Source organism: Sulfurimonas sediminis, from assembly GCF_014905115.1.
GTDB lineage: Bacteria > Campylobacterota > Campylobacteria > Campylobacterales > Sulfurimonadaceae > Sulfurimonas > Sulfurimonas sediminis.
The window spans coordinates 869969-888559 of the sequence record NZ_CP041235.1 but is presented as its reverse complement, the minus strand read 5'-3'; the positions used below and the strand labels follow the sequence as shown (position 1 = coordinate 888559).

Genomic DNA, 18591 nt, shown 5'->3' with positions numbered 1-18591 from the left:
ACTATACTCCTCTGTTTTTAGAAATTATAAATGCTTCACATTCATCTACGGGTAACGGCTTGGAGAAATAATACCCTTGAATATCATAACATCCCTCTTGCACTAAAAAGTCGAGTTGTTCTTTTGTCTCAACACCTTCTGCTATTATTTGCAAGCCTAAATTTTTTGCCAAAGATATAATTGTTTTGACAATTGCAACATCATCTTTGTTTTTTGGAACATCTATAATAAAACTACGGTCTATCTTGATTTTGTTTACCGGCAGTTTTTTCAGATAGGACAATGATGAATATCCTGTGCCAAAATCATCTATAGAAACGGAAATACCCAAGTTTTGTATTTTATTTAAAATATCAATAGATTTTTGAGGATCTTTCATAATCTGACCTTCAAGAATTTCAAGTTCCAAAAGAGCTGTATCAAACTGCAAACTCTCAACAGTATAAGAAAGTTCCTCAATATAATTACTGCTTTCTATCTTTTTCGTAGACACATTTACAGAAACTTTTCCAAATTCAAGACCCTTTTGCTGCCATTTGAGTATCTGTTTTATTGCGTGCGTCAACATGTATTTGTCAATTTCGAGAATCAAACCTGTTTCTTCACAAAACGGGATAAAATCATTCGGGTTAATCAAACCTTTTTGCGGGTGTATCCAACGAATCAATGCTTCTAATCCTACAATCTTTCCGTTTCTTGCATCTATTTTCGGTTGAAAGTAACTTACAAACTCTCTGTTTTTCAAGGCTTTGCGTATATCTGCATCGAGTTGAATTTTCTGCAGTGCCATCTCTGTCATTTTTTTCTCATAAAACTGATAGGTGTTTTTACCGCTGTCTTTTGCTTTATACATAGCAGTTTCGGCATTCCGCAAAAGCTGGCTCGCTTTTTTGGCATCTTGAGGATACAGGGCTACACCAATACTGAATGTAGTATATATTTCTATATTTTTTATATTAAACGGTTTTTTCATCTGAATTAAGATAGATTCAATCAGATTTATCATACTGAAATGAGTTGTATTTCTGTGCAATATGGCAAACTCATCTCCGCCAAGTCTTGCCAAAGTATCATCATTTTTTATACACTTTTGTAACCTTTTGGTAATTTCCAACAGCAATTCATCGCCTACTTCGTGCCCGTAGGTATCATTGACATCTTTAAAGCTGTCTAAGTCTAAGAAAAATATACTCAACTGTTCGCCGGTTGATTTGTAGTGTTTTATAGCCTCTTCGATCCTGTCTAAAAGTAACACTTTGTTTGGCAGTTGTGTCAAATGGTCATGATGCGCAATAAAGCGTAAAATGTTTGACTGCAACTCCAGCTCTTTTGTTTTTTCCTCTACACTCTGTTCGAGTATTTCATTTTGCTCTTCTATAAAGCGTTTGTAATTCACATTGTAAACATAATATAAAAAGACTATAATCAATAAAAAAATGAGCAGTGTTACTTCCAAAATACTGTTTTTTGCCTGTTGTATGTCTGAAAGATCAATCAGTCTCAAATCTTTTGCAATGATAAAATAGCCCATGGGTTTTGCATTTAAGTCCGGCAACCGCAAGGTTGTAATCAACAGAGAATGTTCTTTGTCTACTATATAGGCAGGAATATCAAGGTATTTTGTAATTGACGAACTTTTGACTATTTCAAGCAGTTTATCGCTTTTAAAGGGATTGACTATATAATAATTTTCTACAAAAGTATTGGAGTAGGCTTCACTCAACTGCTTTTTATAACTCTTGTCAACAACGATCAGCAGATCATTGCCACTGCGTTTCATTTTTTCACTTATGGAGTAGAATTTAGCGATGGTTTCAACTATCCCTATGAACTTGCCTTTCTCATAGATTGGCACCATTGCTTTAAAAGTCATATCAAATTTTCCGGTACTGATGGTAGAAATGACTTTTGGGTTATTGATAAGCTGTTTGACATCTTGTCGCGCAAAAGAGAGTTCATCACCGCTTTTGTCGCTCCAGCTTCTGTAGATACTTCTTCCCTCAGGCGAAATAAACTGTATCCAGATATTTTTTAAAGAGGAGTAGCGCTGCAGAGTTGTAATTAAATTATCAATCTCAAGACTGCTGTGATTTTTCTGTTTCAACGCATCTTTTATATTTTGATTTGCTGAGAGTGCCAAAGTCACCAGCAAAATCGCCTCCGATTTTTCTTTAATCAGACTCTGCAGTTTATTTTTCATATCTCTGCTGACTTCAAAATACTTTTCATTTTTCAAAGTCTCTACTTTATTGGTCACATAAAGATAGCTGCCTGTTAAAAAAACTGTAATTAACAATACAGCTATGACAATGATTCTTAAAAACTGCGTCATAAAAAATTATTTACTCAAGCCTAACTCTGCAAATAAAACTTCAAAATATTCACTGATATTCAACAACTCTTCCATGAGTGTTCCAAATGCCTTATCCTCTTCTATCCACTCTTCGATTCTTTTGACACTGTCACTTTTCTGGCTCTCATCCAGCTTGTCACTTTTGACAACTGCATCTTTGATTTTTTCTAAATGTTCTTTGTGTTTATGTGCGCTCATTTCTTTTTTCCTTGTTTTAATAGTTTTCGTATTTTCCTGCTTTTACATCTTCTCTAAGCTGTTGAATCTTTTTTTCCATAATATTTAAAATAATATCTGCCGCCTCTGTATCATCCGCTTCGGGAACATCCCAGTCTGTTATTTTTATATTCATTTTAAACAGTAATTCCAACTCTTTTTCTATTTCGGCTTTTCTCTCTGCCAATTCCTGTATAACTGCATCTGACATTTTCAATCCTTACTTTTTCTTTTAGTATACATCAAATTTATTAAATGTTTATATACTTTGGAATGAAACTTTTTATTTTCTTGTAAATCTTTTCAAAATCTGTCGAATAAACTCTTGTATGCGCAACAGCAGTGATAAAGTTCGTATCTCGCTCCCATCTTGGAACAAGGTGCATATGAATATGCTCGGCTATTCCGGCACCCGCTGCTTTGCCCAAATTCATCCCGATATTCACGCCGTTGGCACCCAATCCCTCTTTAAGTAATTTGACACTCTGCTGTGCGAGTTTTGACATGTTCAGCCAAACTTCACTCGGCAGCTCTTCAAGTCTGTCCGTATGCATATGGGGAATAATCATAAAATGCCCCGGAGTATAGGGGTATTTGTTCATCACCATAAAACAGTATTCATTTCTGTAGAGTACATGTAAAGACGCATCCTCCTGCGGATGTGTACTGATGTGGCAAAAAACACACCCTTTTATTTTCTCCTGTGTAACATATTCATCCCGCCAGGGGGCATATAAAATATCTTGCATTGCTTCTCCTACTAATAAATTTAATATAATTACATGTGAAGAGATAAGCAAGATGATCACATTTTTTCTAGATCAATGATAGAACTTTTAATGAAGTTTTATTAAATCTCCAAGGAGTCTATCACTTGCTTGTAATCCCAATAGGTTGATTAGGCTTCGAGCCTCTGTCATTATGGAGATAGGATAAAAGCAAGATTGCTTATCTGTTCACATGTAAAATAACTTGTAAAGGTGTTTGTGATGTATCAACAATTCTGTGGAATAGATGTAAGTAAAGACAGCTTTGACATTACTTTGCTTGAAAGCAGTGGTGAAGTTAAACTGCAAGAGAAGCTTTCAATGGATATAGAAGGATTTAATGCTTTGTTAAAGCACTTATCCAGCTACTCCAAAGAAGAGCTTCTTGTGTCAATGGAAGCGACAGGGATATATCATTTACCCCTATTGTCTTTTTTATTAGAACATAGTTTTAAAAGTGTAGTGATAAATCCCATACTCATAAAGAGTTTTATTGGTTCAACTACCTTGAGAAAGACTAAAAACGATAAAAAAGATGCAACTTCTATTGCACTGTTTAGTTTAAAATCGTATCAATCTTTACATCTTGCTACGACTGATGCTATTGAGAACATCAGACCACTCATTAGAGAGCGAGAATCGCTCTCTAAAGAAGTAGCAAGGTTAAAGACTGAAATAAAAGCTAACTTGACTCAATTATTTCCTGAATTGTTAAAGAACACAAACATATTTACAAAAAGCATTTTAAATCTGCTTCTACAAGCTCCTAGCCGTAAGGCTATTAGGAACTTGAAGAAACAGAAAATTCAAAAACTACTCGATAGTACCAGTGGCAATAAAGTTAGAATCTCTGCTGGGGAGATATTATTTCTTGCCAAGAACTCTATTGCTGTATCTGATAAGTATCTTGAAAAGGTTTTAACTTCTAAAATTAGAAGATTAATAACTGTTCAAGACGAACTATCTTTTCTTGATGAAGAGCTGCAAAACTCTTTAGAAGATACTGATATTAATGATGATATTGAAATATTACAATCAATACCGGGCATCGGTACAGTAACTTCTAAAAACTTTATGGTTGAAGTATCCTCTGTTGATAAGTTCAAATCCGTCAAGCAACTTTGTGCTTTTATTGGAATTGATCCATCTGTGAGACAGAGTGGTACTTCAGTCAACTATAGAGGCAAAATCTCAAAAAGAGGTAATGCCAACCTTCGTCGAACTATTTGGCAAATGGCAACAGGTGTTATACGAAGCTGTGAAAAATTTAAAGCCTACTACGACAAAAAACGCAGTGAAGGTAAAAAATTCAAACAAGCTGTAATAGCTGTAGCCAATAAGCTTTTAAAAACAATATTTGTACTTTTAAAGAATAAAACTAAATTTGATGAAAATTTAGTTTGTGGTGTTTCTAAATGAAACGTAAAATTTATGTTTTTTTAGTTAGGTTTCTTTATAGTTGACTCCTTTAAAAATTATAAACTATAAACTCATCCGGAATCGGTACTTCAGTGCCGACTATCGCTACTTTCTTGCCACTCTCAGCCCGCACTGAAGTACGGGTTCCAAAAACCGTACAGACTCACCCGGAATCGGTACTTTCTATGCTAAAGCATGACTTGTGAGAAAAACTAAATTTTTTTCTGTAGTGCCGACTGATGGCGACAGCATTACAAAAATGCAAAAACCAAATCAGGAAAAGCCACAACCAGTCCCAGTCCCAACAACTGCAAAGCGATAAAAGGGATAATTCCTTTGTAGATGTCCATCGTTGTCACACTGTTGCCTGCGGCGCCTTTTAAAAAGAAAAGCGAAAGTCCAAAGGGCGGCGTCAAAAAGGATGCCTGCAGATTCATAGCTATCAACACGCCAAACCAAATGGGGTCTATACCGAATGCAGCCATAACAGGGACCAAAATAGGTACAATGATGAAACTTATTTCTATAAAATCTATAAAAAATCCGAGTATAAAAATACTCAGCATTGCCACAGCTATAAAGACCCAGACATCACCGATATCCTGTGAAAAAAACTCCAGAATCAAATCAGTTCCGCCGAGTTCGTTAAAAACAAGACTAAAAGTTGTTGCACCGATTAAAATCATAAAAATCATACCGCTGAGCTTCATCGTCTCAAACAGCGCATATTTTATCATTGCAAACTTAAGTGTTTTATTATATGCCGATAAAATGACGCCTCCGAGTACGCCAAAAGCCGCTGATTCTGTCGGAGAAGCGATACCTGCAAATATACTTCCAAGCACGGCAAACATCAACAAAAGCGGTGGGATAATGGCAGATACAACATCCATCAATGTTGTTTTTTCATCGCTTATCAGTGCCGGGGCATCTTCTTTGTTCATAAAAGCACGAATGAGAATATAGGCTGCATAGAGCGAAACAAGTGTCAGTCCCGGTAGAACCGCACCTTTGAACAAATCACCGACACTGACACTCATCACATCACCCAAAACGATAAGAATAATCGAAGGCGGTATAATCTGTCCGAGTGTTCCACTCGCAGCAATAGTGCCAGAAGCAAGACCTTTGTTATACCCCGCACCAAGCATCAAAGGAAGAGCAATGACACTCATCATTACAACAGAAGCTGAAACTATGCCAGTAGAAGCCGCCAAAATGGCACCCACAAGCACAACGCTCACACCCAAACCTCCACGGATATTTTTAAAAAGTGAGCTCATAGAAAGCAGCAGTTTTTCCGCCATTCCTGATTTTTCCAAGATAAGTCCCATCATAATAAAAAGTGGCACTGCCATCAGTGTTGTGTTGCTCATAATACCGTAAATTCTAAAAGGCAGTATGTTAAAAACATCAAATCCCAAAGAAGGAATAAAAAAAGCAAAAAACATTGCCACACCGCCAAATGCAAAGGCAACAGGAATTCCTAAAAGCAAAAGTGCAAGAGCCACACCAAACATAAGAAGTGCAATCATAGCGATTTCCATTTTTTAATGTCACTGACAAGTTCTTTGAATGCCTGCAATGCCAAAAAGACGAAGGCAAGCGGCATTAAGGCTTTGACGATCCATCGGTATTTCAGCCCACCCGGATCCGAAGAGGCTTCGAGTTGTTCAAAACTCATTGTTACAAAATCTATGCTAATGTATATTATTAAAAAAGAGAGTGGCAGAACAAAAAAAAGTGTGGAGATAATATTTATAAGGGCCTGCGTTTTTGGTGAAAATTTTTCATAAAAAATATCAACGCGCACATGGGCATTATGACGCAGCGTAAAGGCAATGCTGAGCAAAATCACCACATCAAAAAAGTGCCATTCCAACTCCTGCAGTGCCGTAGAACCATGAGAAAAAAGGTAACGTCCCGTTGCATCAAAAACAACCAAAACAACCAGTAAAGCCAAAACAACAGCAGTCAGATAAGAAATATATTTCATAATCTATATAAAATTCGGAGCATCATTGGCAAAGAGTATGATGTCGCCTGATTTTGTCTGAGTTGCCAAAATGTCTACCATTGATGCTTTGTCTTTGAGTATTATTTTGTTCTTTACATGTAAATGCCTGTCAAAAAGATCTGCATTTAAAGCGCCTGTGACAATCACAATGTCAAAGACTTTGTTGATTGCTTCAATCAGTTGCAGATTCAACGCATCCGTACTCTCAACAAGTCCCGGTGTGACCATTACTTTTCTGCCCTCATGAAGTGAGCACAAACGAATACCCTCAAGCATACCGTCAATATTTCCGTTATATCCGTCATCGAGGATAATTTTTCCACCGGCTTTTATGAGTTGGAGTCTATGCTCAACCGGTTCAAGGTTTTTGACAGTTTCGACTATCTCTTCATCACTCATTCCAAAACTTTTTGCTATTCTTACCGCTACGGCAATATTCATCGTCTGAAAAGCACCCAAAATATCTGTATGCAGTTGTAAAGTTCTGCCATCTAATTCAAGTTCAAAATCAGTCCCTTCAAGCGTTGCCTGTACATTTTTTATCTCATCACCGAAAAAAGTTACCATTTCATGCGGTTCATCTGTCACAGAGGTATGAATAAACGCCTGTTGCAACCTTGGTGATTTAATAATTTCGAGTTTTGTAGCGATAATATTTTTCAAAGATTTAAAATACTCTATATGTGCCTCACCAACACGCCCAACCACAACTCTCTGTGGTTCCAGAAAAGTTGTAATCGCATAAATGTCTCCACGCTCTCTTGCACCTGCTTCACATACATATATCTGTGTATCTTCAGGAAGATTATTGTTGATATCCGCAACAATTCCGCCTAAAGTGTTGACACTTCTTGGTGTTGCATAGACTTTAAATTTATGCGAGAGAATCTTGGCTGTAAAGTTTTTGATACTTGTTTTGCCGTAACTGCCGGTAATACAGACAATCTCTAAATCTTTCATAGATTGCAGCTTTTTCTTTGCCTCTTTCATATAAACTTTAAAAAGAAATTTTTCTATAATATAACTGCCGATATAGGCAATCGCCAAAGGCATAAAAACACCGTATGTTGCACAGCCCTCTTTGAGTGTGCAAAGAACATCCTGAAAGAGTGTCAAAGAAACCAGAAGAATCAAAAATCTTTTTACACGCCAAGTCAAAACCAGCTTTTTATCAAGCTTTTTATACCAGATAATGATACTCGGAACAAAGGCAAATATAAAAAATATAATAAAAAATTTACCTGTTGTGTAATAGGCAATAAAAGGAATAATAAAATATAAAATATGCCAGTGCGGTTTGTGATGTTTGAAAATTACCCTCTCAATTTTATAATCATACCACTGCAGGTTTGTAATAAGATACCAGCCTAAAAGTGTGACAAAAAGAACATTGGTGACAAAGGCCAGCAGTGTTTCATACTCTTGCATTGCATTCTCCCTTTCAGTGTTGCATTGTTTCTAAAAATGCAGTTTGAATTTTTCTGGAAATATCCTCTGCATTTTTCATAAAAAAATAATGATCGCCATTATATACTTCCAAAGCAGAATCATTGATAAGCTCTTGGATTTTTCTTCCCGAATCAAGTGGTGTGGCACTGTCCTCTTTACCCCAAAAAAGAAGTGCTTTTTCTTCAAATCTTGAGAATCCATCACTAAAATCTTCATTGACCACATTTTTAAAAGTCTGATACATGTATTCACTGAGTTGCTTGGCATCCTCTGCCACAAAGAGCGAACGGAATTTGGACAAACCAAGAACTTTCAATGTCTTAAAAAGTGCTATTTTTGCCTGTACTTTGAAAGGCTTTGGTATATAAATACCGGCACTTGCAACCAAAACAAGCAGTTTGGGCTCCAGCAACAAAGCAACTTTTCCGCCAAAAGAGTGCCCCAGTACAATATCTTTTGAAGCGTTCATGTGAATCATCAACAGTTCTACAATTCTTGCCACATCAGCAGTTGTCAAAACAGCATTACATGTAGAGTTGCCAAAACCCGGCAAATCTATATAGATATGGCGAAAAGTGTCCATATAGGAAGAAAATGTCTGTTTCATCAGATTTTTATTACTTCCCCAGCCATGTAAAACTATGAGGTCTATCTTGGCATGAGGATTCACTATTTCATAACTGATGTCAAAAGTATGCTGATTATACTGTATTGACTTCACTGCCATCTATTTGCCTTTGGCCTGAGAGATAGAGTGAATATAATCATAAGTCACTTTTGGACGCTTTGAATGGGGTAAAGAGGAGGCTAACTCTTCAAGAGAAGCTGTAAAATCTTCAAAAAGATAATTTGCCATAGAACCCGGTATAGGATTGATCTCATTAAGCAGTACCTCATTATTGAAAACAAAAAAGTCACAGCGTATCAAAGCACCCTCAAACAAACCTTGATAAACTTTCTCAAAATTTGTTTTTAAACGCAGTGTCAACTCTTCACTGACATCCGCCTGAAGCACCTGCTCACTTCTTGAAAAATCCATATACTTTTTCTCAAAGTCTAAAAACTCTTCTTTTTTCGGTTCTTCGACAATGGAGTAGTGCATAGTACCGTTTGCATAATATCCTGCCAGATTATACTCTTTGACACCCTCCAAAAACGGCTCTACAATGAGTGTATCATCAAATTCAAAAGCAACATCAAGTGCATAATCAAGTTCACTTTCATCTTTGACGACACTTACACCGATTGAACTGCCAAGAGAAGCAGGTTTAACTATGAAAGGATACGGTATCGTTATATTGCAATGTTCATTTTTGTGAATAATTTCATATTTAACATACTTTACACCTATGGCTTCACACAAATATTTCGTATAACGCTTATCATAAGAGAATATACAGGCATCCACACGCGGACCGATGTATTTTACAGAGTAAAAATCAAACAGTGCGGCTATTGTTCCATCTTCTCCATCTGCTCCGTGAATTAGGTTTAACACAATATTGTTATGTTGAATTTTTGAAAACATGCTCTTTTGTACGAAAGAACCCTGTGCAAGTGTAAGTAGAGGCATCTTTTTATAGGCACCTTTTGAAAAAGTGACTGCTTTCATTTTTGCAGGTTCTATGAGATAAAAAGTATGATCACTGTCACAAAATACAAATTTCAAATCAAAACCCGCTAATTTCTCTTTTAATGTTATAGCGCTGACAATGCTTATTTCATGCTCGAAACTTGCACCGCCAAATAAAATTGTTAATTTCAATATAATTTTCCTTTAAATTGTTTGGAGTTGTTTGAGCGCTTCTTTTACAAGTGAAGCAGTATCATTTCCTTCACATGCACTCAATGCTTTTGATATTTTATCTTTTTTAAACCCTAAAGCTTCGAGTGCTTCACTGGCTTCATTAAATGACTGTGAGGCCTGTGGTGTTGCATTGTCACCGAGTATTTCAGCATCAAAACCGTTGAGTTCCACTAAAATTCGTCCGGCACTTTTAGGCCCTATTCCAGGTACCTTTTTGACACCGTTGACATCTTTGTTATTTATAATGGCAGCAAACTGCGAAGGTGTATAGGTAGAACAGATTGCCATAGCAACCTTAGGACCGACACCGTTGATTTTGATCAGACGAGAAAACATTTTTTTCTCTGCCATATCAATAAACCCAAAAAGCAACTGTGCATCTTCGCGAATAATATGTGTTGCAAATAAAGAAACATTTTCTTTTGGCAAAGCAGAAAATGTGTGTAAAGAGATAAAAACCTCATAGACAATTCCCTGCACATTTACATGTAGATATGTCGGTTCTTTATATTCAATTTTTCCGTGTAAACCTACTATCATATTTATTCTATTTCCTCTTCATTTATAGGGCGGATAGCATATTCGCCTTCATCCACTTCAACAAGTCCAAAAACCTGTTCACTAGAACCTTCCATAGGTTTATAAACCAGTTCCATAGGAGGATCGACTAGTTTAAATCTAATCTCATTATACCCTATCCACCTGTCTCTGTTTATAACCCTTGCATCAAAAATATTTTCTTGAAAAGAGGAAGTTTTTGTCGTTAAAAGGTTTAACGCATCCTGTGCCATTGAAACTTCGCTCTTTAAATTCTTTACATTTTCCTGCATGACCTGAAACTGTTTGTATTTTTTTACAAAAGAAGCAGGCATTTTCACTCCGTTTTTTTTGTAATGTAAAAGTCTTTTTTTAATCTCTATAAAAGCAGGTGTTGCTTCTTTGAGCGAATGCATCTGTTTTTTTAATTCTTCTCGTAACTCTTTGAGCTGCAGCTCCAGTTTTTCTATTTTTTGCTGATTCTCGTCCAGGCTTTCTTTGGCTTCTTTTTGCAACAAAGGATCAATCGTAAAAATGTTTTCACTGCCCTGAAGTTTTTGAATTTCAATGCGTTTTGTTGCAATTGCTTTGACATGAGAAGTACAAATTTCTATATCTATTTCCCGGCCTCGAATTATACCACCTAAAGCTTGCGCAACCTTTACCTGCTCACCGTCAATTTCACCATGTTCGAGTCTCGTAACCCGGATATTTTTCCCATAGGCTTTCCCCTTATGAACATTTATTTCCAAGTTGTCTGCTTTGATCACAGCAGTTTTATGTGTCTGTCCGTTTACAGTAGCCTCTTTTGCTATAACTTTTGCATTGGAGCCGACATTTCCTTCAATTTTTATTTTACTTACCTCAACAGTCATCCCTGTTCCAACAGCATCCTTGATGGCATCTGTCTCTTTTACAGACATCTCTACATCAGAGTCCACACCGCTTTTGATAGATCCTGTCGTTTTGAAACTGACTTCTCCTACATCAACTTCATTTTTTATCACATAAGTATCATTTTCAAAAGCAATATAACCATTTTCATTGGCAATATATTTTATTGATTTTGCATCTTCAACGACCCGTATCGTACTGTCAACTTTAAAAGTCGGTTCATGTTTGACAACAGGCTCAGCAGGTTTTATATATTCACCACGACAGTTACGCCCGGGTTTTCCGGGTTTTGGTTTGATATATTCTATAAGCAGTTCATCTTTTTTAACACTTTGTATAAACCCTCTTGACGCATAATCAATTCTCTCGTTTTCATCAAGCTCTTTATTTTTTTCAAAATAGAGTATCAAAGCATCATTTGTTGTAGGTGTCGGCTCAATTCCTTCTGCTATTAAATGTGTTTCATTTTGCAAAAATTCCAGGTGCTGCGCCACTCTGACCCGTGCAGAAATTTTTGAAACCACATCAGGAAGCATCTCATCAAAAATATGTACAAGAATTCCTGCCCGTATTTTTTTCTTATTGATAAGATCCAGAAAACTGTCTTCGAATCTCGGAAAATAATCAACACTTGATCCCGCTGCAATACTCAAATATACTTTGCATTTTGTAGCATTGGCACCAACTGCTGTTTTAAAATTTTTACACAGTTCATCTTCATCCAGCCTTTTGGAAAAAATTTCCACCTCATATGTCTGTTTAATCTGAAAATCAGGGTTTAAAAAGCTCTCTTCATTGTTGAGTTCACGCAGGGCTTCGGGTGTTACTTCTTCCCATTCACTCTCTTCTTTGTCTTTTTTTATTCTCGTATAGGTCTGAATATCAAGTATGTTAAAATCCAGCAATTCCGGTTTTATATCATATGATTTTGCAATGTTAAAAATCTCTTTTGCAACATTTTGCGTTCGTACGACAGTCGGACGAACTTTTCTCACTGTTTTAGTCTTTTTATCAGAACCAAATAATGCCATAATGAAATTACCATACTTTTTTTAATTTTTTTTATGAAAGATTTTAACCAAAGGTTTGTTAAAATTATGTAAAACTTATATTATATCGACAAAGAAGCCCATGTTTAAAGCAATTTTCACCAACAGTTTTGGAATTCTCACCTCCCGTGTATTGGGATTTTTCAGAGACCTTTTAACCGCATCCGCACTTGGTGCAAACATATACAGCGATATATTTTTCATCGCCTTTAAGCTCCCCAATCTTTTTCGCAGAATTTTTGCAGAGGGGGCTTTCAGTCAGGTTTTTATACCTGCATTTACACGCAGCAGACACAAGGCTCTGTTTAGCATCAATATACTCCTTGTTTTCTCTTCAGTCATACTTATACTCACTCTTCTTGTCAATCTTATACCCCAACTTTTTACAAAAGCGATTGCCACAGGTTTTGATGCCGACACCATTGCCATCGCCGCTCCCTATGTTGCCATCAACTTCTGGTATCTGCCTCTTATATTTTTTGTCACATTTTTGAGTGCTATGCTGCAGTACAAACACCATTTTGCAACCTCGGCATTTGCAACAGCCCTGCTCAATCTTTCACTCATTGCCGCTTTGTACCTCTCACATGACAAAAGCCAGAGTGAGATTGTTTACTATTTGAGTTACGGGGTTGTACTTGGCGGAATTTTACAGCTCGGCGTCCATCTCCTGGCCATATATAAACTCGGACTGGCAAAACTGCTTCTTGGCGGTATAAAGTACTTTGGAGCTAAATCTAAAAATATCAAAGAGGATACGAAAAAATTTCGCACAAATTTCTTTCCGGCGGTCTGGGGAAACTCTACCGCACAGGTTTCTGCTTTTTTGGACACTTTTTTAGCTTCTTTTTTGGTCACCGGTTCCATCTCCTATCTTTACTATGCCAACCGTGTTTTTCAACTGCCTCTGGCACTTTTTGCCATTGCCACATCTGTTGCGCTTTTTCCAAGAATTGCACGCTATCTAAAAAACAATGATGAAGCAAAAGCGCTTGCAAACCTGCAAAAAGCTTTTTGGTTTTTGGCATTTTTGCTTACATGCAGCACTGTCGGAGGCATTATTTTCTCGCATGAAATCATCTGGCTTTTGTTTGAGCGAGGTGCCTTTGACACCCAGGATACCGCCAACACAAGTACCGTACTGCAGATGTATATGCTCGGACTTTTACCTTTTGGCATACAAAAACTTTTTGTTCTGTGGCTCTATGCAAAAGAGATGCAGGCAAAAGCCGCAAAAATAGCGACGATTTCTCTTGTCGTCTACATTACTTTTGCCCTGGCTTTTATCGGTCCTTTTGGCGTGGCAGGTTTGGCACTTGCAAGCACCATCGGCGGCTATGTCAGTCTCTTTTTTACCCTCAAAGTGTTTGGGATAAAAAACTTTTTTGCTATACTTCGTTCAAAAAATCTCATCTATCTGGCTGTAAGTTCTGTTGTCCTTATCGCATTACTATTCTATTTAAAGGAAGTTCTCCGTGCATATATTTGATTCTGTACAAAAAACAAAACGAAAATTCATTCCGCTTAAAGAGGGCAAAGTCACCCTTTATGTCTGTGGTCCTACTGTTTATGATGATGCCCACCTCGGACATGCAAAATCAGCCCTTGTGTTTGACTTGCTGACGCGTGTTTTGGAAGCAAACGGATATGAAGTCACCTATGCACGCAACATTACCGATATAGATGACAAAATCATCAAAAAAGCGATAGAGCAGAAAAAAGATATACAGGAGATTACAGACTTTTACACCGAAGCCTACCACAAAGAGATGGAAGCACTCGGTGTAAAAAGACCGACCCTGGAACCAAAAGCAACACAAAACCTTGAAGCGATGGTTGATTTGATACAAAAGCTCATAGACAAAGGGCATGCCTACACTACACCTGATGGCGATGTCTATTTTGATACGGCGAGCGACAGTGAGTATCTGACACTTTCACACCACAGCCAAAACGAAGAAGACAAGCAGGAGCGAGTCGCGAGTTCAAGCTACAAAAAAAATCATGCCGATTTTGCCCTGTGGAAAAGTGTCAAAGACAACAGTGTTACCTTTTCTTCTCCTTTTGGTGCAGGTCGTCCCGGCTGGCATCTGGAGTGTTCTGCCATGATAGAAAAACATCTGGCATACAAAGATACGCCTTTTGCCATAGATATCCACGGAGGCGGAGCCGACCTGCTTTTTCCCCACCATGAAAACGAAGCGGCACAGACACGATGTGCTACAAAACACGAACTTGCCAACTACTGGATGCACAACGGTTTTGTCAACATTGATGGCGAAAAAATGAGTAAATCACTAGGCAACAGCTTTTTTCTCAAAGATGCCCTCAAAGAGTATGACGGAGAGGTTTTACGGTTCTATCTTTTAAGCACGCATTACCGAAGTAATTTTAACTTTAACACACAGGATTTAGAGAGTGCAAAAAAACGCCTTGACAAACTCTACAGACTTAAAAAGCGTCTTTTTGGTTTGCCTGCATGTAATGATGAAACACCCTTTAAAAAAGAGCTTTTAAAATCTCTCAATGATGATATGAATGTCTCCACGGCACTCGCTCTCATAGATGAGATGATAAGTAAAGCCAACGAAACACTCGATACTGCAGGCAAACACAAACTCCTCAAGCGTGAAACTCTGGCAAACCTGGCATACATAGAAAAACTTTTGGGGTTTGGCATACAAAATCCTTTTGAGTATTTTCAGTTTGGCATAGATGAGACTACAAAAGAGAAAATAAATACCCTCATAGAACAAAGAGACAGCGCAAAAAAAGAAAAAAATTTCGCACTCTCAGACAAAATCCGGGATGAAATCCTCAGCCTTGGTGTCAATCTTATGGATACCCCGCAGGGAACTTTTTGGGAAAAAGTATAAATGACACTTACAGAACTCCAACAGCATCTTGAAAAAAACGCACTTACATGTAATGAAGAGTTTAAACGCCTTTTTCACGGTCGTGGCGGACTTTATGAGGAGTGGAAGTATCTTACAGTAGACTCCATTGACACTGTTTTAAGTGTTGCCTTATATTTTGAAAAAAAGAATGAAACAGAACTTTTGGAGATGCTCAAAGCCTTTACATGTAACACGCGATACACAACACTTGTAGTACAAAGACGATACCTCAAAGATGCACCGAGTGAAGTGATTACAGGAGAAATCCCACAGGATTTACATGTAACAGAAAACGGTATGAAACTCAAACTCAACCTCCTCTCCAACAAAAACAGCGGTTATTTTCCCGATATGAAGAACGGGCGTGCCTTTGTCAGAGAAAATGCCAAAGACAAACATATATTAAACCTTTTTTCTTATACCTGTGCTTTTAGCGTTGCGGCAAAGCTCGGCGGAGCCAAAAGTGTTGTTAATGTCGATATGAGCAAAAGTGCCCTCAAAACAGGCATGGCAAATCATGCTTTAAACAATCTTGACCCAAAAGGTGTGAGCTTTCTCTCATATAACATACTCAAATCATTCTCTTCACTCAAAAGAAAAGGTCCTTACGATATGATTATCATCGACCCGCCAAGCTTTCAAAGAGGCAGTTTCGAGGCAACAAAAGATTATGAAAAACTCATCAAAAAACTCCCTCAGCTTGCAAGCCAAAACTGCATACTTTTGGCCTCTCTGAACTCTCCGGAACTTCAAAGCAGTTTTATTATAGATATGATAGAAAAATTCGCACCGGGTTTTAGATTTGAAAAACGGCTCAAAAACCTTCCTGAATTTGCAAGCAATGATGAAGAAAAAAGTTTGAAAAATCTTGTTTTTACAAGAGTTGCTGTATAATCAATTATGAAAAAAGAGAACCAAATCAAATATGAACTGATGCGACTGATGGCATTGGACTCTTATGCCTCTTCTCTTTCATTGCTCTTCATAGTTACCGTAGTTGCCGCTCTTTTTTGGCAAGAGACAGCACTGAGAGTTCCGCTTGCTTTTTGGTTGCTCTCTCTTTATGCTGTTCTCATCATCAGAAGCTACTGTGTAAAACAGTTTTTGCATAATAAAACAAGCCTTCAAAAAGCACAAACAATTTTTAGTTTTTCCACCCTTTTTTCGGCTCTGTTCACCAGTGCAGGTTTTTTGTTTTTATTTACAGTTGCTGACCATGTGCATCAGACATTTATTATTATCATTATTTCCGGAACTTCAGCCGGTGCTGTCATTACACTCTCTTATTTTAAAAAACTGAGTATCAGTTATCTGTTTGTCCTGCTGCTTCCACTTATTTACACTCTTTTGACACATAAATCGAATGCTTTTAATGCACTGAGTTATCTTATCATTTTGTTTTTGATTATGCTCTCGCTTTTTTCGGCAAAATATAATAAAAACATTATCACTACATTAATAAGCAAATATAAAATTTTGGCGACAAAAAAAGCACTCGAAGTTTCAAAAAACAATTTTGAATCAATTTTCAAAGAACTTCCTATCGGTATTTTTACCTACAACAAAGACCTTGTACTGACCCAGGTTAACAAAGCATTTACAAAAATTATACAGGTTCCTCAGGAAAAAGTTTTCAACCTTGACATGAAAACACTCAAAGACAAGTCTATCATAGAACCCCTGCAAAAAGTATTCAAAAATGAAAAGGCAGCCTATGAGGGCACTTACCATACAACACTCACTGATTTGGATTTATGGATACGCCTTCATGCAATTCCCATGTACGATACCCAAGGCAATATCATTGCCGGACTGGGTATGCTCGAAAACATCACAACAGAGATACAGAATCAAAAAAAACTGGAGTATCAGGCTTTTTATGATTCTCTGACCGGTTTAACCAACAGAGCCTCTTTTCGCAACTATTTAGAGCAGTTTATGAAAAAACTGCACCGTTCAAAAGAGTATGGTGCCCTGCTTTTCATTGATCTGGATGACTTTAAAAATATTAATGATTCTATCGGGCATGATGTCGGTGATTCTGTATTGCAGATATTTGCACAAAGAACCAAAAAGGTTCTCAGAGCAGAAGATATTTTTGCCAGATTGGGCGGTGATGAGTTTGTCATTCTTCTTTCGCAAACCGATGCAGATCTTGCAAAGATACATGAAACAGCTCTGTACTTATCGGAAAAAATTCATACAACCCTCAAAAAACCGATACACAAAGGAAATGAAACACTCTATATATCACTCAGTATAGGCATAAAAATACTCACGCCCGAAGAACTTGATACTACCACCATACTCAAACATGCAGATATCGCCATGTATGAATCAAAAAAAGGAGGAAAAAACAAAACCTCTTTTTATGACAGTACCATGAGCAGACAGATACAGGAGCAACTGCTTTTACACAATGAACTCAAAATTGCCATACAGGAAAAACAGTTTGAACTCTACCTGCAACCTATTGTAGAGACCAAAACAAATAAAATAGTCTCTGCCGAAGCATTGATACGATGGAATCACCCGACAAAAGGGCTTCTGTTTCCAGATGCTTTTATAGAGTATGCAGAACAGTCCAGCCTTATCATCAACATAGGCAGTTGGGTGATAGAGAGCGCCTTTGCACTGTATAAAGAACTCGAAGATACGCTTGAAAACATTGCTGTAAATATCAGCTTGAAACAATTTTCTCAAGATAATTTTGAAGAACTTTTGCTTACAAATGCAAAAAAATACAATGTTGACCCGCACTCTATAAAGCTTGAGCTTACAGAATCTATCATGCTTAATAATCTAAATGACACAATAGACAAAATGTTGCATATCAAAGCACACGGCTTTGCATTTTCCATGGATGATTTTGGCACAGGCTACTCTTCGCTCTCCTATCTGAAAAATCTGCCGTTTGATTATCTCAAAATAGACCAAAGTTTTGTGCGGGATATGCTTGAGAATGAAAATGACAAAAAGCTTGTAAAAATTATTATTGATGTTGCAAAACAGTTTGATTTTTCAGTCATAGCCGAAGGGGTGGAAACAGTCGAGCACGCTCACTTTATAGAGGAAAACGGATGTGACTATTATCAAGGCTATCTGATATCCAAACCTGTGCCTCTGAAAGAATTTAAAAAACTCCTCTAAATGACTTATTATTATGTAAGCTGATAAAATTAATAA

16 protein-coding genes are annotated in these 18591 nt (G+C 37.2%); 5 read left to right on the top strand and 11 right to left on the bottom strand.

Going from position 1 to position 18591, the window contains the following annotated elements:
- Nucleotide 1: 1 nt before the first annotated feature.
- Genes FJR45_RS04805 through FJR45_RS04790 form a run of 4 tightly spaced genes read right to left on the bottom strand, consistent with a single transcriptional unit; the run spans nucleotide 2 to nucleotide 3318 of the window.
- Nucleotides 2-2332, bottom strand: coding sequence for a bifunctional diguanylate cyclase/phosphodiesterase (locus FJR45_RS04805; RefSeq protein WP_193151588.1), 2331 nt, complete (start codon nucleotides 2330-2332; stop codon nucleotides 2-4).
- A 6-nt stretch (nucleotides 2333-2338) separates the two neighbouring features.
- Nucleotides 2339-2551 (bottom strand): hypothetical protein, encoded by a 213-nt coding sequence (locus FJR45_RS04800; protein ID WP_193151587.1) that lies wholly within the window; start codon nucleotides 2549-2551, stop codon nucleotides 2339-2341.
- Nucleotides 2552-2567: 16 nt separating this feature from the next.
- Nucleotides 2568-2780, bottom strand: coding sequence for a hypothetical protein (locus FJR45_RS04795; RefSeq protein ID WP_193151586.1), 213 nt, complete (start codon nucleotides 2778-2780; stop codon nucleotides 2568-2570).
- A 40-nt stretch (nucleotides 2781-2820) separates the two neighbouring features.
- Entirely contained in the window at nucleotides 2821-3318 is a 498-nt protein-coding gene (locus FJR45_RS04790) for an HIT family protein (RefSeq protein WP_193151585.1), read from the bottom strand.
- 240 nt (nucleotides 3319-3558) lie between these two features.
- Here FJR45_RS04790 and FJR45_RS04785 point away from each other — a divergent pair, with 240 nt between their 5' ends.
- The gene (locus FJR45_RS04785) at nucleotides 3559-4755 is read left to right on the top strand and encodes an IS110 family RNA-guided transposase (protein WP_193151014.1); all 1197 of its coding nucleotides are present in this window, start codon (nucleotides 3559-3561) and stop codon (nucleotides 4753-4755) included.
- 251 nt (nucleotides 4756-5006) lie between these two features.
- Here the strand turns inward: FJR45_RS04785 and FJR45_RS04780 are convergent, their stop codons facing one another.
- The 7 genes from FJR45_RS04780 to FJR45_RS04750 are packed head-to-tail and all read right to left on the bottom strand — an operon-like array spanning nucleotide 5007 to nucleotide 12490.
- The gene (locus tag FJR45_RS04780) at nucleotides 5007-6290 is read right to left on the bottom strand and encodes a TRAP transporter large permease (protein WP_193151584.1); all 1284 of its coding nucleotides are present in this window, start codon (nucleotides 6288-6290) and stop codon (nucleotides 5007-5009) included.
- The gene (locus tag FJR45_RS04775) at nucleotides 6287-6751 is read right to left on the bottom strand and encodes a TRAP transporter small permease subunit (protein WP_193151583.1); all 465 of its coding nucleotides are present in this window, start codon (nucleotides 6749-6751) and stop codon (nucleotides 6287-6289) included. Before FJR45_RS04775 ends, FJR45_RS04780 begins: the two co-directional genes overlap by 4 nt.
- A gap of 3 nt (nucleotides 6752-6754) precedes the next feature.
- The gene (locus tag FJR45_RS04770) at nucleotides 6755-8200 is read right to left on the bottom strand and encodes a Mur ligase family protein (RefSeq protein WP_193151582.1); all 1446 of its coding nucleotides are present in this window, start codon (nucleotides 8198-8200) and stop codon (nucleotides 6755-6757) included.
- A gap of 13 nt (nucleotides 8201-8213) precedes the next feature.
- Nucleotides 8214-8948, bottom strand: coding sequence for an EstV family lipase (gene estV, locus FJR45_RS04765; protein WP_193151581.1), 735 nt, complete (start codon nucleotides 8946-8948; stop codon nucleotides 8214-8216).
- Nucleotides 8949-9986: a D-alanine--D-alanine ligase gene (locus FJR45_RS04760; RefSeq protein ID WP_193151580.1), complete on the bottom strand. Its 1038-nt coding sequence runs from the start codon at nucleotides 9984-9986 to the stop codon at nucleotides 8949-8951.
- Between the two features lie 12 nt (nucleotides 9987-9998).
- Nucleotides 9999-10568 (bottom strand): Holliday junction branch migration protein RuvA, encoded by a 570-nt coding sequence (gene ruvA, locus FJR45_RS04755; RefSeq protein WP_193151579.1) that lies wholly within the window; start codon nucleotides 10566-10568, stop codon nucleotides 9999-10001.
- Nucleotides 10569-10570: 2 nt separating this feature from the next.
- Nucleotides 10571-12490 (bottom strand): flagellar assembly protein A, encoded by a 1920-nt coding sequence (locus FJR45_RS04750; protein ID WP_193151578.1) that lies wholly within the window; start codon nucleotides 12488-12490, stop codon nucleotides 10571-10573.
- Between the two features lie 100 nt (nucleotides 12491-12590).
- Here FJR45_RS04750 and murJ point away from each other — a divergent pair, with 100 nt between their 5' ends.
- Genes murJ through FJR45_RS04730 form a run of 4 tightly spaced genes read left to right on the top strand, consistent with a single transcriptional unit; the run spans nucleotide 12591 to nucleotide 18555 of the window.
- On the top strand, nucleotides 12591-13997 hold the full coding sequence (gene murJ, locus FJR45_RS04745) for a murein biosynthesis integral membrane protein MurJ (protein ID WP_193151577.1): 1407 nt from the start codon (nucleotides 12591-12593) through the stop codon (nucleotides 13995-13997).
- A complete protein-coding gene (gene cysS / locus FJR45_RS04740) occupies nucleotides 13984-15384 on the top strand; it encodes a cysteine--tRNA ligase (RefSeq protein ID WP_193151576.1) in 1401 nt (466 codons plus the stop codon). The genes murJ and cysS overlap by 14 nt, the downstream gene beginning before the upstream one ends.
- Nucleotides 15385-16299: a class I SAM-dependent methyltransferase gene (locus FJR45_RS04735; RefSeq protein WP_193151575.1), complete on the top strand. Its 915-nt coding sequence runs from the start codon at nucleotides 15385-15387 to the stop codon at nucleotides 16297-16299.
- 6 nt (nucleotides 16300-16305) lie between these two features.
- Nucleotides 16306-18555, top strand: a complete 2250-nt coding sequence (locus FJR45_RS04730; RefSeq protein ID WP_193151574.1) for a sensor domain-containing protein — start codon at nucleotides 16306-16308, stop codon at nucleotides 18553-18555.
- The last annotated feature ends 36 nt before the right edge of the window (nucleotides 18556-18591 follow it).

Excerpts from the sequence above, each read along its gene's own strand:
- FJR45_RS04805 (WP_193151588.1), bottom strand. The coding sequence starts at position 2,332 with ATGACGCAGTTTTTAAGAATCATTGTCATAGCTGTATTGTTAATTACA.
- FJR45_RS04800 (WP_193151587.1), bottom strand. The coding sequence starts at position 2,551 with ATGAGCGCACATAAACACAAAGAACATTTAGAAAAAATCAAAGATGCA.
- FJR45_RS04795 (WP_193151586.1), bottom strand. The coding sequence starts at position 2,780 with ATGTCAGATGCAGTTATACAGGAATTGGCAGAGAGAAAAGCCGAAATA.
- FJR45_RS04790 (WP_193151585.1), bottom strand. The coding sequence starts at position 3,318 with ATGCAAGATATTTTATATGCCCCCTGGCGGGATGAATATGTTACACAG.
- FJR45_RS04785 (WP_193151014.1), top strand. The coding sequence starts at position 3,559 with ATGTATCAACAATTCTGTGGAATAGATGTAAGTAAAGACAGCTTTGAC.
- FJR45_RS04780 (WP_193151584.1), bottom strand. The coding sequence starts at position 6,290 with ATGATTGCACTTCTTATGTTTGGTGTGGCTCTTGCACTTTTGCTTTTA.
- FJR45_RS04775 (WP_193151583.1), bottom strand. The coding sequence starts at position 6,751 with ATGAAATATATTTCTTATCTGACTGCTGTTGTTTTGGCTTTACTGGTT.
- FJR45_RS04770 (WP_193151582.1), bottom strand. The coding sequence starts at position 8,200 with ATGCAAGAGTATGAAACACTGCTGGCCTTTGTCACCAATGTTCTTTTT.
- estV (WP_193151581.1), bottom strand. The coding sequence starts at position 8,948 with ATGGCAGTGAAGTCAATACAGTATAATCAGCATACTTTTGACATCAGT.
- ruvA (WP_193151579.1), bottom strand. The coding sequence starts at position 10,568 with ATGATAGTAGGTTTACACGGAAAAATTGAATATAAAGAACCGACATAT.
- FJR45_RS04750 (WP_193151578.1), bottom strand. The coding sequence starts at position 12,490 with ATGGCATTATTTGGTTCTGATAAAAAGACTAAAACAGTGAGAAAAGTT.
- murJ (WP_193151577.1), top strand. The coding sequence starts at position 12,591 with ATGTTTAAAGCAATTTTCACCAACAGTTTTGGAATTCTCACCTCCCGT.
- FJR45_RS04735 (WP_193151575.1), top strand. The coding sequence starts at position 15,385 with ATGACACTTACAGAACTCCAACAGCATCTTGAAAAAAACGCACTTACA.
- FJR45_RS04730 (WP_193151574.1), top strand. The coding sequence starts at position 16,306 with ATGAAAAAAGAGAACCAAATCAAATATGAACTGATGCGACTGATGGCA.